General features: G+C 34.5%; 14 protein-coding genes and 1 pseudogene. 8 read left to right on the plus strand and 7 right to left on the minus strand.

The annotated features are described in order from the left end of the window. Positions 1 to 10: 10 nt before the first annotated feature. The 4 genes from KA909_RS04265 to KA909_RS04280 all read right to left on the minus strand — a co-directional run bounded on the left by KA909_RS04265 (position 11) and on the right by KA909_RS04280 (position 5,339). A complete protein-coding gene (locus KA909_RS04265; RefSeq protein ID WP_193838833.1) occupies positions 11 to 955 on the minus strand; it encodes a glycine betaine ABC transporter substrate-binding protein in 945 nt (314 codons plus the stop codon). A gap of 24 nt (positions 956 to 979) precedes the next feature. Further along, entirely contained in the window at positions 980 to 3,664 is a 2,685-nt protein-coding gene (locus KA909_RS04270; protein WP_210129987.1) for an MMPL family transporter, read from the minus strand. A gap of 302 nt (positions 3,665 to 3,966) precedes the next feature. Continuing rightward, positions 3,967 to 4,134, minus strand: a complete 168-nt coding sequence (locus tag KA909_RS04275; RefSeq protein ID WP_193838835.1) for a hypothetical protein — start codon at positions 4,132 to 4,134, stop codon at positions 3,967 to 3,969. 332 nt (positions 4,135 to 4,466) lie between these two features. Then, the gene (locus tag KA909_RS04280; protein WP_193838836.1) at positions 4,467 to 5,339 is read right to left on the minus strand and encodes a LysR family transcriptional regulator; all 873 of its coding nucleotides are present in this window, start codon (positions 5,337 to 5,339) and stop codon (positions 4,467 to 4,469) included. A 149-nt stretch (positions 5,340 to 5,488) separates the two neighbouring features. Here KA909_RS04280 and KA909_RS13705 point away from each other — a divergent pair. From KA909_RS13705 to KA909_RS04295, 3 genes and pseudogenes are all read left to right on the plus strand, one after another. After that, positions 5,489 to 6,099: pseudogene (locus tag KA909_RS13705) on the plus strand (metallophosphoesterase). Between the two features lie 117 nt (positions 6,100 to 6,216). Continuing rightward, the gene (locus KA909_RS04290; protein ID WP_247878224.1) at positions 6,217 to 8,313 is read left to right on the plus strand and encodes an LPXTG cell wall anchor domain-containing protein; all 2,097 of its coding nucleotides are present in this window, start codon (positions 6,217 to 6,219) and stop codon (positions 8,311 to 8,313) included. Positions 8,314 to 8,760: 447 nt separating this feature from the next. Continuing rightward, positions 8,761 to 10,335: a YfcC family protein gene (locus tag KA909_RS04295; RefSeq protein WP_075109178.1), complete on the plus strand. Its 1,575-nt coding sequence runs from the start codon at positions 8,761 to 8,763 to the stop codon at positions 10,333 to 10,335. An 84-nt stretch (positions 10,336 to 10,419) separates the two neighbouring features. Here the strand turns inward: KA909_RS04295 and KA909_RS04300 are convergent, their stop codons facing one another. Then, positions 10,420 to 12,534 (minus strand): amidase domain-containing protein, encoded by a 2,115-nt coding sequence (locus KA909_RS04300; RefSeq protein WP_193838838.1) that lies wholly within the window; start codon positions 12,532 to 12,534, stop codon positions 10,420 to 10,422. 209 nt (positions 12,535 to 12,743) lie between these two features. Between KA909_RS04300 and KA909_RS04305 the strand changes: the two genes are divergently transcribed. Beyond that, on the plus strand, positions 12,744 to 15,560 hold the full coding sequence (locus tag KA909_RS04305; protein WP_193838839.1) for a YhgE/Pip domain-containing protein: 2,817 nt from the start codon (positions 12,744 to 12,746) through the stop codon (positions 15,558 to 15,560). A 178-nt stretch (positions 15,561 to 15,738) separates the two neighbouring features. On the opposite strand, the gene KA909_RS04310 is transcribed toward KA909_RS04305, so the two are convergent. Further along, entirely contained in the window at positions 15,739 to 16,254 is a 516-nt protein-coding gene (locus tag KA909_RS04310) for a hypothetical protein (protein ID WP_193838840.1), read from the minus strand. A 200-nt stretch (positions 16,255 to 16,454) separates the two neighbouring features. Between KA909_RS04310 and isaB (KA909_RS04315) the strand changes: the two genes are divergently transcribed. Continuing rightward, positions 16,455 to 16,985 (plus strand): immunodominant staphylococcal antigen IsaB family protein, encoded by a 531-nt coding sequence (isaB, locus tag KA909_RS04315; protein ID WP_075108817.1) that lies wholly within the window; start codon positions 16,455 to 16,457, stop codon positions 16,983 to 16,985. Between the two features lie 120 nt (positions 16,986 to 17,105). On the opposite strand, the gene KA909_RS04320 is transcribed toward isaB (KA909_RS04315), so the two are convergent. After that, the gene (locus KA909_RS04320) at positions 17,106 to 17,519 is read right to left on the minus strand and encodes a YolD-like family protein (RefSeq protein ID WP_075108818.1); all 414 of its coding nucleotides are present in this window, start codon (positions 17,517 to 17,519) and stop codon (positions 17,106 to 17,108) included. Between the two features lie 389 nt (positions 17,520 to 17,908). On the opposite strand from KA909_RS04320, the gene isaB (KA909_RS04325) reads away from it, so the two are divergent. From isaB (KA909_RS04325) to arcA, 3 genes are all read left to right on the plus strand, one after another. Continuing rightward, positions 17,909 to 18,484, plus strand: a complete 576-nt coding sequence (isaB, locus tag KA909_RS04325) for an immunodominant staphylococcal antigen IsaB family protein (RefSeq protein WP_210129988.1) — start codon at positions 17,909 to 17,911, stop codon at positions 18,482 to 18,484. 182 nt (positions 18,485 to 18,666) lie between these two features. Beyond that, positions 18,667 to 19,131, plus strand: a complete 465-nt coding sequence (locus tag KA909_RS04330) for an arginine repressor (protein WP_053029001.1) — start codon at positions 18,667 to 18,669, stop codon at positions 19,129 to 19,131. Positions 19,132 to 19,488: 357 nt separating this feature from the next. After that, on the plus strand, positions 19,489 to 20,724 hold the full coding sequence (gene arcA / locus KA909_RS04335; protein ID WP_057504864.1) for an arginine deiminase: 1,236 nt from the start codon (positions 19,489 to 19,491) through the stop codon (positions 20,722 to 20,724). The last annotated feature ends 23 nt before the right edge of the window (positions 20,725 to 20,747 follow it).

A 20,747-nucleotide genomic window follows, 5' to 3' on the forward strand; every position in this document is an offset into this window, starting at 1 on the left:
ATGTGAAAGGTTATTTTGTATCAATACCGTCTAACCATTCATCCACTTTATTATCATTGCCGTCCACGTAGTCTTTAGCTACTTGTTCTGGATTTTTATTATTAACAAAGATTTGTTTAGCTAATTTTTCTTCATCAGATTTACTCCAGTCATCTGCGATACGTGTTGCAATTGTATATGCTGCAGGATGTGCTTCTTCAAAGTCTTTGTTAAATACTAAATCGATATGTTGATTGTTATTACCATAAATGTTGTCGGGATCTTTCAACATTTTAACGTCTAATTCTTTAGAGAACCAACTTGGTTCCATTGCTGTGAAGACAATTGGTTTTTGTTGTTTATAAGCTGATTGGATTTTTTTGAATTGTTCTTGGTCAGAGCTTTCTTTCAAGCTATATTTATCAAGATTGTCACTATCAAGTTCATCTTTCGTTTCTTTCATCACACCATTACGTGCATCTGTGCCTTGAATTGTCCAATCTACAGATTTACCGAAATCACTATCTTTTAAGTCGCTAATTGAATCAACGTCTTGTACATATTTAGGTACTGCTAAGCCTACTTTTGCGTTATCAATTAAATGTTTGTCATCATAAATAGTTAACTTACTTTTGAATTTATCGTAATAACTTTTATCAGTAGTAGGGAAGATACCTGATGCATGGAATGAATCAGTGTTCTCTGAGACAGCAGCATATAATGGACCGCTTGCTGTTACAGGTGTAGTCGTTACATCATAACCTGCTTTTTTCAATACTTCTGCTATCACTAGTGAACGTGGTGTGGAATTATCACTCGCGATATAGGGTATTTCGATTTCTTTATTACCAAGTGATGTTTGACTATCGTCAGATGAACCACTACCGCTACCACTATTACCACAAGCACTTAGCACTATGGCTAAGGCAAGTGTGGCTAGTAGTCCTATCACTTTCGAACTACGTCGTTTTAACATAACGTGTTTCCTCCTTTGTAATCATTAGTCTCTATATTCGTCATCGTGACGATGGTGAGATGGTCGGTTATATCTATCGTAAACACCTTTATTATTTTCACGAGCGTATAACATAAGTGCTTTAAATAATACATCTTGATCGACATTGCTATCAGTTAATTCTTTATAAAGATTTGTTGTTTTGTCGAAATTTGAATCGTGCTCATGATGACGATCGTTGTATTGTTCATCACTGTTATAACGATTTTCATCTTGTCTATCGTATTTGTCTCGATCGCGACGCGCACGATCATTATATTTATCGTGCTGACTATAATCGCCATTTTGCGTGTAAAGTGACGCATAATCAATATCATCATATTGGTTATCATAGTAATGATGTTGGTGCGTGCGGGTGTCGTGATGATGACCTAGATGTACAGAACGATTATAATCTTCATCATTATAGTTGTGATTATCGTGACGGCTACCATTTTGATAACGATGATCTTGTTTGTCTGGGCTAGCGTATTCACCATGTCTATCGTTGTCATGATCTTTTTCAGAAGATGCGTCTTGATGTTGATCTTCTGAAAAAGCTTTACCTTCTACATCAATATTTGGCAATACTGAACCTAACCATTTAGGTAGGTACCATGAAGCTTTGCCAAACAGTTTAGTTAGCGCAGGAATCAACGTCATACGTACGACAAATGCGTCGAATAAGACACCAAATCCAAGTGCGATACCCATTGATTTGATTGCACTATCGTCTTGGAAGACGAATGCAATGAACACACTGAACATAATGAGTGCTGCTGCTACGATGACAGGTCCACTCTCTTTAATACCGACGCGAATTGAATGGTCGTTATCACCCGTCTTGCTGTATTCTTCATGGACACGTGTCATTAAGAATAACTCGTAGTCGATGGCAAGTCCGAATAACAAGCCAATTGTGATCACTGGAAGGAATGCAAGTAATGGTCCTGTATTTTCAATTCCGAATAAGCCACCCATAAAGCCGTTTTGAATAACTAATGTTGTGAAACCTAATGTAGCCATTAATGATAGGATGAATCCTAGTACTGCTTTTAATGGAACTAAGATTGAACGGAATACAATCATTAATAAGAAGAATGCTAATACAACAATAACGCCAGCGAATACTGGAATAGCGTTATTTAATTTTTCGGACATATCGATATTAATGACGCTTTGTCCTGAAATTTCTGTACTATAGTCATATTTTTCTTGAGCTTGACTGTGATAATCACGTAAGTCGTATACGAGATTTTCTGTAGATTGAGCGTTAGGTCCTTTTTCAGGAATAATTGTGAATAGTGCGTAATTGTTATTGTCAGTCAATTGCGCTTTTGACACGGTATCTACATTGTCGATATCTTCTAAATCGCTACGCATATTATTTAAGTCACGTTCGATAGTGTTTTTACTGCCACCATCTTTTGTATTAACTAACATAACGATTTGTCCGTTATAACCTTCACCAAAGTTATCTGAGATCAATTTATAGGCTTTATACTCTGATGAATCCGTTGGTTTTAAGCTGTCATCTGGAATACCTAAACGCATGCCACTGACTGGAATCGCAGCTAAGATTAAAATAATTAAACTCACAATCACTGCAATAACTGGTTTGCCTACAATAAATTTTGCCCAAGGGTGATCTTTAGGATCTTTACTTTTAGATGGTTTATCTTTAATTTTAATGCTCTTATGGAAGATACTAATCAGTGCAGGTAATAATGTTAATGCTGCTAATACTGCGAATAATACACTAATTGCTGAAGCGAATCCCATTACTGCTAAGAAATCAATGCCCACGAGTGATAATCCACAAACAGCAATCATAACGGTAAGACCAGCAAATATGACTGCACTACCTGCTGTACCAACTGCAGTTGCAATAGCTTCTACAGTATCGACACCTTTTTTCTTAAGTTCTTTAAATCTGAATAGAATAAAGAGTGAGTAGTCAATACCAACAGCTAAACCAATCATTACGGCTAGTGTAAGTGTGAAGTTTGGAATATCAAAGATATAAGTTAATAACGCAATGATACCAACACTTGAACCTAAGCCGATGATTGCACTAATAATTGGCATACCCGCTGCAATCAGCGAACCAAAAGTAATAAGTAAAATTACAAATGCTACGACGATACCAACAATTTCAGATGTACCACCAGGTTCGGCATTCATAGCGCCACCTTGTGTTTTCTCGATTTGAACATTATGGTTATCTGTTACATCTTTTAATTCTTTGTCGATGATATGTTTAGATGAATCTTTTAATCCAGTTTGTGGAACGACGTAACTTACGTTAGCAATCGCAGTGTCACCTTCATCGTTAACTTGTCCAGTGTCATATGGATTTGAGATGTTTTGGATGTAATCATCATTTTGTCTGATGTTATCTAGTGCATCTTCAATATCTTTCTTCGTATCTTTATTATTCAATCCATCATTCTTATTAGAATGAAAGACAATTTTCATCGAGGCTTTTTCACTATCCTGATGAAATTCTTTACTGATTTTGTCGTTTGTGTCTAATGACTTAAGGCCGTTCATAGTAATGTCACTATCAAACTTAGGTGAGTTGATCATTAAAGGCGTAATAATGACACCTAGAATGACAAGCCATCCTATGACACTTAGCCATTTGTTTTTAGCTATAAATTTTCCTAATTTATATAATAGCTTTGCCAAGACATTTCCCCCTATTTCATTATGATTTTATTTGCTTAACCTATAGATAGTGTGTTGATGAATTGTGAGCAAGGATGTTACATCACCATCGCAAATTAAGCTTATTTAAAATGTTACATTTGATAATGTAACAAGTTATACCCTTGTTCGGTACCATTAAAAGTTATATGACGTTGGAAAATGCAACACTTTGGAAGAAATGTTGGAGAAAATAGCATGATTTCGTGGGGATAATAAAAAAACAGGTAACCGCTTGAAGCTGGTGTACCTGAAGATAATAGGGTGCATGTATTAAGTTGTGGTTATTTCATTAAATCAAACAGGAGAAGTAATGCGCCAATTAATACAAAAATAATACCTGGAATATAAATTTTTTCTCTAAGATCAATGTCACGCTGATATGCAACAAATCGACTAATACCGATTAGAATAAGACCTAGGAGTAATAAGGTGATGGAAAGAACGAGCATTAACATTGCCTCCTAATCAATAATATACAAAATAGCAAATTGATTAATATGTATATCTTTCATTCAAATCTATTATATTATGTGAACACAATTTTTTATAGCGATTTATTAATATAATGTAAAATTGTTATTGTTTTTTAGAATATTTATTAACAAACTTTATGCTATCTTAATATTTTATAAATATAATAATAAACTGATTTTTCAAACTATAAGTATTTAAATTGAATGAATGAGTCATCAAGGAACATCGTCATCGGAATAGTACGTATATAAAAAAGCAATCGCGTTAACGAAAGTCTAATCAACGTGATTGCTAAGGTATATGAAAGTTATTTAGCGTTATATATTAACGTAATAAAGTCTTGAATGATTGTAGTCAGATGTCTATCATTTCGATAAATGAGTGATATATAACTTGTCGTTGGGGCGTTAGGCAATTGTTTACTAATAATATTAGGATGATGACGAATGGCGTTTTCACTCACTAAACTTAAGTAATTAGAATCTTTAATCGTTGCTAGAATACTGCTAATACTATTTGTTTCCATATGGACATCTAAGTTGATAAAGTTCTTTTTTCGCCATTCATTAATACTGTCTCGAGTTGAACCACCGTTATGTATAATGAAACGATAGTTATTAATATCCTCAATTGTACATTGTTTATGTTGAGCTAGCGGGTGACGTTTATCCATAGCAAGTACGAGTGGGTTGTCGTGAAGACGTTTAACTTGTAGTTCACTTTCGTTAAAGCCTTTTTCGGCTATGACAGCAATATCAATTTTACGATTTTTGACTTGATCAATAATGACTGGTGCGGTATCTACCGTTAAGTTAATGTCTATATTTGGATGTTCATGCATATAGTTTTTAAAGGTTGAGGGCAAAATACTATAAATCGGTGCATGACTAGCTCCAATTCTCAATGTACCTCGTTTAGATTGCTTAAAATCGTCCATCATATCTGTGGTTTCTTCAATTAAATTAATCATTTTAGTCGCATTTCGATAAAGTAATTCTCCAGCTTCAGTCAGGTTGAAATGTTTACCTTTCTTGAAATAGAGTGGTAAACCGCATTCTTTACTTAAGTTCTTTAAATGAAATGTTACTGTTGGTTGTGTGATGCCGAGCTTTTCAGCGACGGCGTTTTCATTTTGTGCTTCAACGAAATGTTTAAAAATGTGTAATTGCTTTGTATTCATAAATTGATTCCCCAAAATATATATTTTGTTTATACTATTTCCTATAATAAATAAAGAATTTTGAGCACACGTTAATAATTTGTTTAAAGTTAGTTAAACAGTGGTTTTATATTAGTATGCATTTAGCAGTAGGTTAGGAGAGAAGGCATATGAAAGAAAGGATACTGGTGGTTTCTGATATTCATGGACATCGGAAAGCGCTTGTCTCTCTTTTGAAAGCAGTAAATTTTAATGCTAGAAAAGATCAACTGGTTTTAATGGGAGATTATGTTAATAATGGTCCTGACTCATTTGGTACTTTAAAGTTAGTGAAGCGGTTAAAACGTCGAGGTGCGCGCGCGTTAGCTGGAAACCATGAGATGCGTTGGTTGGAAAGTAAAGATAAAAAAATTAAACGATGGCATAAGTTTTTAAGAGAATTGTCTACGATTGAGGTTATCGATGAGTACATATTTGCGCATGCTGGCATTGATACGTCAAAGCCTTTAAATAAACAAATCAAAGAATACACAACGGGCATTATAATCACAATTTAAATAGAAACATCCCTAAAAATAAATACTTGATCCATGGTCATATCCCTAATTATCGCTATGGTCTTAAAAATGATGAGTTATATCAAAAGAAAAATATATTAGATATTGATACAGGTGCAGGTCATAATAAATTCTTATCGCTTATAGATTTAACGAATGCGTATCAATATTCTGTTAAGGTCACAGATATGAGTAGCATTAACACGAAAAGTATTAAATTATAAACATTTGCGATTAGTCAAAAAAGGAAAGCTTGTATTAGATTTCAATAAACAGAAGTATAAGTTTTAAAATAAATGTTATATAATGTAGTGGAATATTAATAAAAAAGGGTGACATGCGTGGATAAGCATAAACAACATTCTAAATTCAGTTCGTACTTAAAAGTGTCATGTTCAGTATTGTTAATGAGTGGAACATTCGTAGGCTATGGATTTACAAAGGATAGCTTTGCGCAATCAAATGACCATGCTAACAACACTTCAAGTGAAGTGAAAACGGTTCAAGGCCAACTTGATCTAGCGATAGATAAAGCGAAGACGAAAATTGATCGTTTAAAACACTTAAAAACGAACGAAATTAAAAGCTATAAACAAGATATTGAAGATGCACGTAACCAATCTGAAATAGATCAAATTGTAAGGGATGCACAAGCAGAAAATCGTATATCTGATGAAGAAAGTACTGAAGAAGCGGATCACAACGAAATACCTTCAACGAACGACGCACATTCAATGTCTAAACATTCGTCAGTAAATGAAGAAAATCAATTAGATGAATTAGATAAAATCATCACAGATTTAAATACTTTATCTGAAAAGGTTGATACTCATCAACAAAATGATGATTTGGAGTCAGAAGAAACAGTTAATGATCATGAACAGTTAAGTAGTGATCAACCATCAACGTCTGGAGATTCAAACCATTTAGAAAAAGAAAGTGATGATACGTCCGTCTTAGATAAATTAGACGATCTGAAAAATGATGTCGAATCAGTCAAAGACAATCAGCATACATCAGTGGAAGATACTGAAAGAGATGTAGAATCTACGACGCAAGATACCCAATCAGCACCATCTTCTTCAGAGAATACGGCACAATCCCATTCAGATGGACGTGTTTTAAATGATGTTAAACAAATGGATAAAGAGGATGTCACAAATCATCACGCAAACACGAATCATTCAGAAAGTGATGCACTTAACGCATTGAATGATAAGTTATCAGCTACTCAAAAAATTGACCAAGCTATTTCAAAAGTAGAAGGTGCACAAGACAATACAACTGAACGATATAGTAATCGTAAACTTGAGCAATTAAGACAACTCGAACAACAAGTAAAACAAAACCAAAATTTGACAACTAAACAGAAACAAAATGTTGAAAATGATATAACAAATGTTCGACAAGATGTTAAAGCAAATCGAGATACAATTCTTGATCGCCTAGAACAATCGAAAGATAAACGAGCAACAGTTGACCAAATCATCGGAAGTGTCTTTAGTAAAAATGAGGCACAACATATAGCCAAAGAGATTAACACTAAAGGTCAATCAGATAAGCAAATTACAGACCAAGTGATGAAACAGCTAGATCGTTTGAAAACGACGACAAGCGATGACATCTTAGCATCCATGTTCGACCAAGCGCCAGATAAAGAAGCGTTAATTAAAACATTACTTTCAACGCGTTTAGGCAATAGTGAGGCATCACAAATTGCGAAACGACTTGCTAAAGCACAACTGTCTAATTCAGAATTAGTCAATAAAGTGAAACAAGAAATCAATGCACAACGAACAGTGACTGCAGATGATATTCTTAAAGATGTTCTCGAAAAATCATCAGACCGTAAACAAACGATTGAAACGTTGTTAGCGACAAAGTTAAATCAGTCACAAGCAAAAGCATTGGCAGATATCATTGCTAGAGCACAAACAGGTAAAGCAAACACGTTAGATTTAGTGAAGAATGCGTTAAATGGTACTACGAGCGATTTACTTCAACTACAAAATCAACTCGACAATGCCAAAAAGAATTTAAATTATATCTTAGCACCGATTACACAAAGACTATCACTACTTGATCGTATTAATGGTACTTCAAATCATACTACATCTAACTCAAACCTTCTTAACCAAGGGTCTCATGTATTAGATGGATTAACTGGTGGCAGTCTATTAAATGGCCTTAATTCAGGTGGTCATCTTTTAGATAGTATTGAAGACATTCCTAATCCAGTACAAGGGTTATCTTTAGGACATTTAGGAAACGATGATGGCTTTTTAAGTGGCTTATTTGATGATGATGGTAATTTATCTTTACCTAATACCGGGGAAGTAGTTAAGAAATCATGGTTACCGATAACCATGCTATTAGTGGTAGCGGGTGGTACATTGATTTGGTTAGGTCGCCGCAAACGACAACACACAAAACAATAAATATAAACTTATATTGTAAGTTACATTGCACACGTAATGTAGCACAAGCTAAACTGAGAAAATGCTTATAGTAAGCTTTTCTCAGTTTTTTTATGAGTATAAACGAATTTAATAGAGCCATGAGGAATGTTGACTCTGACTTGCGCATTTCAATTAGGAAACGAGGATTAGAAAAAGAAAGCGTTTGCACAATTTACCAAAAATAGCAAGCGAATTTCGAGAAATTCTTGGTAAAGTTGTGTGAAATAATTATGAATTTATCTAAAATATTTACACTTTTATATATATTCATATTGATTGTAAATTGCATTAGACATACACTAATAGTGGAAAAAGAAATTGATAATTTTTTCACAAAGTCACTTATTTGACATATTTCAATAAAGTATAAGTTTTGAATGTGTAAGCATTTTCATAGATAAAAAATACTTGAAGGGGTTGAAACGCATGACACATACTAATGACGTAACTAACAGCACAAGCAAAGGACGGAAAAAACGATTCTCGCTTAAGATGCCCGGCGCATTTACAATTTTATTTATTTTAACTGTAATTGCGGTTATGGCAACGTGGATCATACCAGCTGGTGCTTATTCTAAGTTATCATATGATGGCGGTGCGCAAGAATTCAAAATTGTTGATGCGCATAATAAATCAAAAACAGTCCCTGGAACACAAGAGCAATTAGATAAATTAGGTGTAAAAATTGATGTAGACCAATTTAAATCAGGTGCCATCAATAAACCTATCTCAATTCCTGGAACATATGAACGATTAGATCAAAATCCTGCTGGACCAGACCAAATTACATCAAGTATGGTCAACGGTACGATTGAAGCCGTAGACGTAATGGTATTTATTCTCGTATTAGGTGGACTTATTGGTGTTGTACAAAAGAGTGGTTCATTCGAATCAGGACTCTTAGCACTGACTAAAAAAACAAAAGGTCATGAATTCTTACTTGTATTCATGGTATCTGTATTAATGGTATTAGGCGGTACGCTTTGTGGTATTGAAGAAGAAGCGGTAGCATTTTATCCAATACTTGTTCCAATCTTTATTGCAATGGGATATGACTCAATTATATGTGTTGGGGCAATCTTCCTTGCGAGTTCTGTGGGTAGTACATTCTCAACTGTTAACCCATTCTCAGTTGTTATCGCATCAAATGCAGCGGGTACAACATTCGTTGACGGTTTATACTGGAGAATCGCGGGCTTAATCGTAGCTACAATATTCACAGTAGGTTATTTATATTGGTACTCTAAAAAAATCAAAAAAGATCCAAAAGCATCATATACTTATGAAGATAAAGCTAAATTCGAAAAACAATGGTCAGTTATTAACGATGATGGTGCTGAAAAACCATTTACATTACGCAAAAAAATCATTTTAATTTTATTCATTCTACCATTCCCAATCATGGTGTGGGGCGTTATGACACAAGGTTGGTGGTTCCCAATCATGGCCTCAATGTTCCTAGCATTTACGATTGTAATCATGCTAATGGTTGCATTAGGTAAAGATGGACTCGGCGAGAAAGTCGTCGTCGATGCATTTGTTGAAGGGGCATCAAGCTTGGTAGGGGTATCACTTATCATTGGCTTAGCACGTGGTATCAATATGATTATGAATGATGGCTTAATCTCAGATACAATCTTGAACTTCAGTTCATCACTTGTACAGGGTGTAAGTGGACCAATCTTCATTGTAATATTGTTGATTATCTTCTTCTTCCTAGGTTTCATTATTCCATCATCTTCTGGATTAGCAGTACTCGCAATGCCAATCTTTGCACCACTTGCTGATACAGTAGGAATTCCTAGATTTGTAATTGTTACAGCATATCAATTTGGTCAATATGCAATGCTCTTCTTAGCACCAACAGGATTGATTATGGCAACATTACAAATGTTAGACATGAAGTACTCTCATTGGTTGAAATTCGTATGGCCAGTCGTTGCCTTCGTATTCATCTTTGGTGGTGGCATGCTAATCACTCAAGTATTAATTTACTCTTAATAAATGAATTAAAAAGGTGGTTCACCCGGGTAGGGTGCACCACCTTTTTTGTGTAACAGTTTATTTACTCCATCCATTGCAATGTTATTTTGGTTCAATGTAATGTAAGGTTTTAGCTGTGTTTGCATCAATAGTGCGATATGACACGATGCCTAAACCTTTAACGTTAGATTCTGAAATGACGATTGAGCCATCACTGTTTACTTTTTCAACGAAAGCCACATGACCATATACGTCATGGGCGCCAGCTTGTCCTGCTTCAAAGACAACGGCACTATGAGTTGAAGGTGTTTGACTGACATCATAGTTATCACGTTCTGCGCGATTATCCCAATGATGTGCATCGCCCCAGTCACCACTGACTTGCTTACCAAATTGTTGAACACGTTCGTATACATACCAAGTACATTGACCTTGAGGATATGGTGAAGACGCATCCGTTACTTCGAATGATTTAAATCCACGACCTGAAGTATCTTTGCCACTCGATGTTTGTTTAGCATATTGATCTAAATCAGGCATTGTTTTCTTATCAAAATCTGTTAAGTGATAGTGCTTGATTAAACTGTTCAATTTAGTAGCATAGTTCGGATCCGTAGCATATGTACGACTCAAATGTTGTGTTGCATCACGATAATCTATAGCTTCACTCTTCCAGGTAGATTTATAGATTGTGGCATTACCATCAATACCATGTTTAATTAAATCAGCATAATCTTCCAATGATGCCTTCGTATTTGGGTATTTTCGGAAACCGGCATTAATACTAAACATACTTTGATCACTGCCAGCTTCTAAAGTATTAAAGTTAACAGATTGTCCTTTATAACTCCCCTTAATTCCAAATAAATTATAATTTGGCGCTTGTGCTAAAGCACTATTACCTGAACTTGACTCAAGAATAGCCTGTGCAATCATAACTGAGGCATAAATATCTTTGTCTTGACCAATTTGATGTGCATCTTTAGCAATAGATTTAATAAAGTCACGTGTATCTTTATTTTCAACTACTGCTATGTCTCCGTCAGTTACTTCATTACCATTAAATTGAGGTAAGGTTTGGAAGAGACTAGTTGAACGTGTGTTGCTTTGTTTAAAGTCATCTTCAAACGATTGTGCGGGTGCTGTCTTATGTTCAAGTTCGTCTTTAGTTGGTAATTGTGGATTATTAGATGTCGTCGTATCATCATTATCTTGTTCATCTTTAGACGTGTCTGATATGTTATCTTTTTTAGATGATTCAAAATTGTGATGCGTCTTTTTAGCATCTTCACTGTATTGATCCAGTACAGAATCTAAAGCGGATTCAGTTAAAGACTTACTATCAGAAGATGAGGCATGATTAGCGTCATCATTAGTACGAGTACTTGCATCATCCGTAGTAGATTCGTGTTGACGGTCAGTGTTAGCTACATCATGACTTGCTTGATGATCATCTGTGGTATCAGAAACGAAATCATCAATAGCATCTAATGCTTTGCTCACGCTCGCATCATCTTTATTTTGATTAGCTGTTGATTGCTGGTTCGTCGCCGTGTCATCTTGTTGTGTTGAATGGTCTGTTTGATTAGCTTGTTCATCGTTTTGCTTCACATCTTGATGCTCACGATGAGCTGTGTCGGCATCGTGTTCATCTGTGATATGGTCGTCATCTGTTGATTCACTAGAACTTGCGGGTTGCTCATAATCTGAAATATCACTGTCGAAATGGAATAGTGATGCAATTAAATTGGTTAAACTAAATCCATTTTGATATAAATCAGGATTTAAAAAGTTAGATGAAAACAAGCCGCTAGATTGTGCTTCGTCAAAAATAGGAGAAAGGGGTGTACGGTAAGTGTCCTGTTTGTCTTCATCACGCGTTTGATGACTACGAGATACGTTTTTGTTATCGTCATCCCTTCTTTCTGATGACGTATGTGTAGATTTATTTTGTTCTTTATTATTATGTTTCTTTGACGCTTCTTTAGTTGGTGTCTCTGAAGAGGGACTATCTGATTGTTTGTCATTTGATTCAGTCGTTTCATTCGTATGGTTATCATCTACATCTTCAGTATCATAAGTTGCTTCTTTTGATGTAGTGGATGCTTGTGTCTTAGCATTTGCTTGTGTGTCTTCAGCATGGGCAATGCTAGTTGTAAATGTTGGTAATACTAGCGTTGTAGTTAAAAAATAGATGATAAATTTATGCTTCGACATGACGCGCTTTGCCTCCTATCAAATAAATTATAGTGGTATGCGAATATATCAGAATTTGATATAATACTTATTATGGTTTTTAGTTGACCACTATCAACTAATTTCTGCTTTACTCAATAAAAGTATTATACTAACTCTATAAAGAAAAAAACAATGCTTAAAATCATTTTGAGATAAAATCTTAATATTTCATTTTTAGGAGTGTGAAAATGAAAAACGCACTAAAACTATTTAAAACGGACTTGAAACGTGTGGCTAAGACGCCAGCAGTTTGGGTCATACTAGCTGGTCTGGCAATATTACCATCTTTTTATGCGTGGTTTAACTTATGGGCCATGTGGGATCCATATAGTCATACAGGTCATATCAAAGTCGCTGTTGTGAACGAGGACCGAGGCGACAAAGTTCGCGGTAAGAACATTAACGTGGGTAATACGCTTGAGAACAATCTTAAAAAGAATGATAAATTTGATTGGCAATTCGTTAGCCGGGAAAAGGCAGACCATGAAATCAAAATGGGGAAATACTATGCCGGCATATACATACCGAAAGAATTCTCACATCAAATTACTGGGACATTGAGAAAGAAACCGCAAAAAGCAGATATTGAATATAAAGTTAATCAGAAAATTAATGCGGTTGCACCGAAAATGACAGATACAGGTTCAACGGTCATTGTTGACGAAGCAAACAAACAATTCAATGAGACAGTGACGAAAGCGTTACTACAAGAAGCGAATAAAGTAGGTATTCAACTGGAAGATGAAGTGCCTACAATTAATAAGATTAAAAATGCAGTTTATGCAGCACATAATTCATTACCAGAAATTAATAAAATTGCAGATCGTATTGAATATTTGAATGATCATCAAGATGAGCTTGATAAATATGCTAATCAATTTCGTGCGCTAGGTAATTATAAAGGTGATGTTTTAGATGCACAACAAAAACTGAATGATGTGAATGCGGCCATACCATCATTAAACGAGAAAGCAAAACTCATCTTAGCACTTAATGAATATATGCCAAATATTGAGAAATTGCTAAATGTAGCTTCTAATGATATACCAGCACAGTTCCCTAAAATTAATAGAGGTGTAGATATTGCTAGTGAAGGGCTTGATTTAGCACATTCACGTCTGAACGATGCACAAGGATATCTTACAGCTGCGCAGCAACGTGTAGGTGATTACCAAGAAGCGGCCAATCGTGCACAAGAGGTAAATAATCAAGCTAATAACAGCTTGCGTCAACAAAGTACATCGGGATTGCCACACTATGATATTCAGAAGTTGAGTACGGATAGTAGCCAAGACACTGTCAACGATAATCAAATTGTGTCAGACAAAGACGTGAAGTCGATGAACAGTGCGCTTGCAGAAGCGTTACTCACACTTTCTAGTCATTCTGATACTCAAGCGAAAGCGACACAGTCAGACATCAATGCCTTGAAAACGATATCCTATGGCGTCATCGGTTCTAATCGACCAACTGAATTTAATGAGATGTTACGAAATTTAAAAACACGTCTTGAAAACAGCTCGAAAAATAACCAACAACTGATCGACGTATTAAAGGAATTAGAAAAAAGAGAACATGTCGATTTATCATCACAAATTAAACAAGTAGAAAGTGCAAATAATCGCATCAGTGATACATTGCGTTCAACGAATCAACTTATTGATGCCTTGAAAAATGGCAGTTCAGGAAAAGCAGAAGCGGTTAATGTATTACGTTCATTACCAGATTTAAATAAAGCGTTAGGTAACTACCGTGACTTTATTAAAAATGACTTAAACAATCGTTTGTTAGTCGTATCTAATCAAATTACGCAAGAATTAAATAAAGGTCAGAATACGCTATCAGACGTTCAATCTAAATTAAATACAATTAATCGTGTTATCATTGCGGGTCAAGATATTGTAGCGGATGGGCAAAATCGCATTGCTAATATTCAAAGCGAATTGCCGGCTTTAGAACAAACATATATTAATGCGATGCAAACGGCACAGAACTACTTCCCGACTGTAAAAGCAGACGTAGCGAATGCAGCAGACTTTGTTCGTAATGATTTACCTGAGTTAGAGCAACAACTTGCTAATGCGACAGCAACTGTAAATGCGAATTTACCAACATTGTTTAATAAGTATGACAATGCAGTTGATTTATTAAATCAAAATCAACCACGTGCGAAAGAGGCATTAGCTAACTTAGCGAATTTCTCTGAAAATCGTTTGCCTGATATTGAAAAAGATTTAGACAAAGCGAATAAAATCTTCAAGAAATTAGACGAAGACGATGCGGTTGATAAAGTCATTGATGCGTTGAAGAATGACTTGAAGAAACAAGCTAATGTGATCGCCAATCCAATTCATAAAAAACAAGTGGATGTCTTCCCAGTTAAAGATTATGGTTCAGGTATGACACCATTCTATACCTCATTATCTATATGGGTAGGTGCCTTGCTATTAGTAAGTTTATTGTCTGTAGATAATAAACATGAATCATTGAGAGACGAATTGACGAAACGTCAAATTTATTTAGGTAAAGGTGCATTCTTTATCATGATGGGAATCATTCAAACACTGATTGTAACCATTGGGGACTTAGTGATTTTGAAAGCACAAGTTGAATCACCGATACTATTTATCTTAGTTGCATTATGTGGTGCGATTGTCTTTAACACAATAGTGTATACATGCGTATCATTACTTGGTAACCCAGGTAAAGCAATCGCAATTATTTTATTAGTACTACAAATTGCCGGTGGTGGGGGTACTTTCCCAGTCGTTACAGCACCTAAATTCTTCCAAACCATTTCACCATATTTACCGTTCACGTATGTGATAGATTCATTACGTGAAACAGTAGGTGGCATTGTACCGGAAATATTAATCACAAAAATGCTTATCCTAGCACTATTCGGATTAGGATTCTTTATTCTAGGTATCTTAGTCAAACCAGTGTTAGATCCAGTAATGCGTAAAATTTCTAAACGTGTAGATGAAAGTAAAGTTACTGAATAGACGCAAAAATGATATTTAGATAGTAGGAAGCGACTGGGACAAAATTCCTAGCAAAATAGGGAGTGGGAGAGAATTCTTTTTGAATTCGTCGTCCCACTCCCTTCTTTATTTACTTATCCTGGAACTTTATGCCCCGGATGTTTTGGTAACATCTATTTAGCGTTAGCTCACTCAAATTTTATTGGTTTGTACCATTAGAATTATTTGCTTTAGCTGAACTACTTGAACTTTGTGTTGAACTACTTTGAGTTGTTGTTTTGTTCTGAGTGTTCGGTTGAGAGGTTGCCGGTTGTTGTGTCGATGGTTGTGTACTTGGTTGTTGTGTTGTTTGTGTTTCTTTCGTCTTTTTCTCTGAAGTAGCACTTTCTGAACTATTTTGTCTAGAACTGTTTTCTTTTGTTTTAGATGATTGTGTTGCAGAGTTATTTGGTTGTGTCGAATCATTTTGTTGAGTATTTACATTATTGTTTGACGCTGGCTCTGATTGTGCATTTTCCCCATTATCAGACGCATTAGATTGTGATTCAGTTTGTGTTTCACTTGTTTTATCTTTTTTGTCTTTTTTATCATGTTTTTCAGTTTTATGGTCATCGCTCGAATTTGAATGTTTAGTACCAGTTGCTGCAAAAAATATTGAAAAGCCTAAAGCAACAATAAGTAATAAAATGATGATACCTGCCAATACTTTTTTCAAAGTGTGTCCTCCGTCCTTAATTCATTTCTTTATCTTATTATAATAAAACTTCATAAAATAGATAGTATTAACACAACTTTATAATATTAAATTTTGTTTACTAAAATTTTGATAAATAGGTCTTAAGTACAGTGAATGTTTGTATGTATTGTGCGATAATATAAGTGAAGTGTAATTCTAATATAGAAAGAAGGACTAACATGAATAAAGTAGTTAAAACTATTGCCTCAACAACATTAGCATTTGGAACACTTTTAGGAGTGAGTAGCGCAGTACTACCAGTACAAGATACTGCCCATGCAGCAACTCAAACGAAAGGGTATTATTACGCTTATAATGGTTACGTTGATAAAGATGCTAAATTCTTAACAGATAAAAACTTTATTAACGCAATTAAGCATGACAACATTAAATTTAACGGTATTAAACTTGCTAAAACGAACAGTACAACAGTTAAAGAGAAGTATAATCAGAAATTTACTGGTGTAACGAGCGACGGTAAAAAAGCGAATAAGTTACAATTTATAGTCAAAGGTGATTTAACGTATAATCAACTTAAAAAAGCATATGGTAAAGATTTGAAAAAAGTAAAAGGTAACAAAAATGCCAAAGGTAGCGGTATTTACGTATACAAACCTAATAAAAATGGTTTAGCGGCATCATTCGTACTTAATGAAGGCAAAGTTGTAGAAGTAGATATTAGTTATGCAGGCTTTACAACAAGTAAATAACTTTAGATTTGGGAGTGGAACAACACAGTCGAAAGGAATGTGGTTCTACTCCCTTTATTTCAATTTAGCTAAAACGCAATACCTGGTTCAGTGATAAGCATCACTCATTGCGTACCACACTTACTCCACATTACAAATAACCGCAAAGTCGAGTTTCATTGTTTGTGAGCCATTCTCATTACTAATGGTGATGCATCGATTCAATGAATCAATCCGACGTATATAGGCTGCAATGGATTGAATATAACCATTTCTCCAATAACTAATCATCGCCAGTTGATGCTGTGTGAACTTGTAAGTCAGCTGACGATTAATCATTTCAAATTGATCATCTGATAAAGAAGGCATGGCAATTTTATTCTGTTCCTCAATAAAATCATTCAACCGTTGATATTGTTCTGGCATTGTCGCAAATGGCGCCCACTTCACCATGCCACGTCCTTGAGGAATATTAGCGTCTAAATATTGTCTTGGTATTTTACGATAATCTGTTTCATATTTATATTCATCTGGCGCATTAGGATTTGGAATCATGTTAACCACCTCAACATCATTATAGAACATATGTTCGTACTTTGGAAGAGGTTTTTTACAATATAAATGAATTTTATATTTATGGCGGAAAAGTAAAAAAGACTATATAAAAGAGCCATAAGTTTAACAAAGGGGAAGTAAACTTATGGCTATAGTCATTACATAATATAACTTTTTGTGAAGGAGTTAATGGGGATGTTACTCCTACATTTAGTATAACATAATTTATATAAAAACATTATTTAACGATTTGTGAAATTTAATTTTGTATAATTTATAACATTCACAGATTAAGCACAAATGCGCTTTCCTTATCAAAGAATAAAAATTGTATAACCACTTTGAATAGCGTATGATATGTTTAGTTATAAAGAAAGAAGGCTATTCATTTGAGAAAATCAACGCAAACATTCGTCACTGCAACCTTGGCATTAAGTACATTATTAGGTGTAGGTGTTACCGGTACATTAACGGAAACATCTATCGCACATGCCGAATCTAAAACGATGTCAAACACAACGACTACTCAAGCCAATGCGACATCTGCCTATTACAATTATAAAGGGTATGCGGGTCAAGACGTATCTTTTGTATTAGACAAATATTTTAAAAATGCAGTAAAAGCTGAGAATGTCACATTTAATGGTGTTAAATTAAAGTCAACATCATCGACTAAAAATGTTAAAAAATATGATCAATATTTCAGAAATGTATCTAAAGACGGTAAAACAGCATCATTACTTGATTTAAAGGTGACTGGGCAATTATCATTAGACCAATTAAATAAAGTTTATGGTAAAGACTTACAAAAAATTGATAATCATAAACATAATACAACGGGCATTTACTACTACCAACCCAATACAAAGGGAATGACAGTTTGGTTTGATGTAGAAAAAGGTAAAGTGGATCGTGTAGTAATGGGCTATAGTACCGTGAAACAAGCAATGAAAGAAACGAAATAGCATAATGGTGACACTCCGAAAGTTGAGTAATAATGCTCACTTTTGGAGTTTTTTTGTGAAAATAAATAAAAATGATAGCAAAATTCATGAAATAGCCAACACCACGATATACGAAAAGATGATACGTTAAAGGTAAGAATACATACAGCTTTATGCTGTATAGGGGTAGAGGAGTTTATAATATGAAAAAGAGTAAACGTCTAGATCTCATCGAAACGGTAGTTAAGAATAATCGCTTTAATAAAAAAGAAGAGATTGCAGATTATATTGATACACATTTTGGCGTACGTTATAGCATCACTACAATTTCAAGAGATTTAAAAGAATTAAAGATATTTAAAGTCCCAGCAGTAAGTAACCAATCGTATTATAAAAAGTTAGATAATACACAACAAATGGATGCTAAAACGAAACTACTTCATTATTACGATAATGAAATTCAAAGTATCATCATCAAAGATAGTTACATACTAATCAAAACCTCTCCTGGATTTGCACAAGGTATAAATTATTTTATTGATCGCATGAATATTGCAGAAATCCTTGGAACAGTGGGGGGCAATGACACATTAATGGTACTTACAAATTCAGAGGAAATGGCAAAATATGTTCACTATAAACTGTTTAATCATAAATATTCAAATTAATGCATAAAATATAATGTGGATTTACGTTTTGATGTTATCTATAATAGTGTGTGAAACGCTTAAAATATAATGTTCACATCTTGAGCGTTCATCGTGTTAAACGTAAAAATGATAAGTGTTTATAAATACAGAATGATGCATAAAAAACTTTTTCGGTTAGATATCAGCATGTCAACATGAATGAAATATACATAATAATCACTAATTACCTAACATTATTGTATATTCAATCAAAAATATGCATTGAATAACCAAAAAGCATGAATTAACACACATTTAGAATGTGAAAACAATCACATAATGAAATCTGAAAGCGCTTTATACTCTAGTTGTAGATAAATAAAGGAGGAAATGAATATGACTCAAGGACCTATCCAAGTAAACAGTGAAATCGGCAGATTGAAAACAGTATTACTCAAACGACCTGGTAAAGAACTAGAAAATTTAGTACCAGATCACTTAAGTGGCTTGCTATTCGATGATATTCCTTATTTAAAAGTGGCACAAGAAGAACACGACAAATTTGCACAAACACTTCGTGATGAAGGTGTAGAAGTTGTTTATCTAGAAAAACTAGCAGCTGAAGCCATTGCAGATAAAGATGTGCGTGAACAATTTATTGATGATATTCTTGCAGAATCTCAAAAAACAGTCTTAGGACATGAAGCTGAAATTAAAACATTCTTTGCGACATTATCTGACCAAGAATTAATCGACAAAATTATGGCTGGTGTAAGAAAAGAAGAAATTGAACTTAAAACAACACATCTCGTTGAATATATGGATGATAGATATCCATTCTATTTAGACCCAATGCCTAACCTTTACTTTACACGTGACCCTCAAGCATCAGTAGGTAGAGGTATGACAATCAACAGAATGTATTGGAGAGCACGTCGTAGAGAATCTCTATTTATGACATACATTCTAAAATACCACCCAAGATTTAAAGATGCAGATGTACCGGTATGGTTAGACAGAAATTCACCATTTAACATCGAAGGTGGCGATGAGTTAATTCTTTCTAAAGATGCTTTAGCCATTGGTATTTCAGAGCGTACATCAGCACAAGCGATTGAACGCTTAGCACGTAATATATTCAAAGATGAATCTACAACATTCAAAAAAGTGATTGCGATTGAAATTCCAAATAGCCGTACATTCATGCATTTAGATACCGTATTCACAATGATTGACTACGATAAATTCACAGTACATTCAGCAATTTTCAAAGAAGAAAATAATATGAATTTATTTACAATTGAATACGATGAAGCCAAAGACGACATTAAAATCACACATTCTAATAAATTACGTGAAACACTTGCAGATGTACTTGGTGTTGAAAAAATCGAGTTTATTCCAACAGGTAACGGTGATGTTATCGACGGTGCACGTGAACAATGGAATGATGGTTCAAATACATTATGTATCCGCCCAGGTGTAGTTGTTACTTACGACCGAAACTACGTATCAAACCAATTACTTCGTGACAAAGGTATTAAAGTACTTGAAATCACAGGTAGTGAGCTTGTTCGTGGACGTGGGGGCCCAAGATGTATGAGCCAACCATTATTTAGAGAAGACATTTAAAGTATTTCGAGCAACTATAAGGA

Origin of the sequence: Staphylococcus sp. GDX8P54P (assembly GCF_017893165.1) — a bacterium.
Taxonomy (GTDB): Bacteria; Bacillota; Bacilli; order Staphylococcales; family Staphylococcaceae; genus Staphylococcus; species Staphylococcus borealis.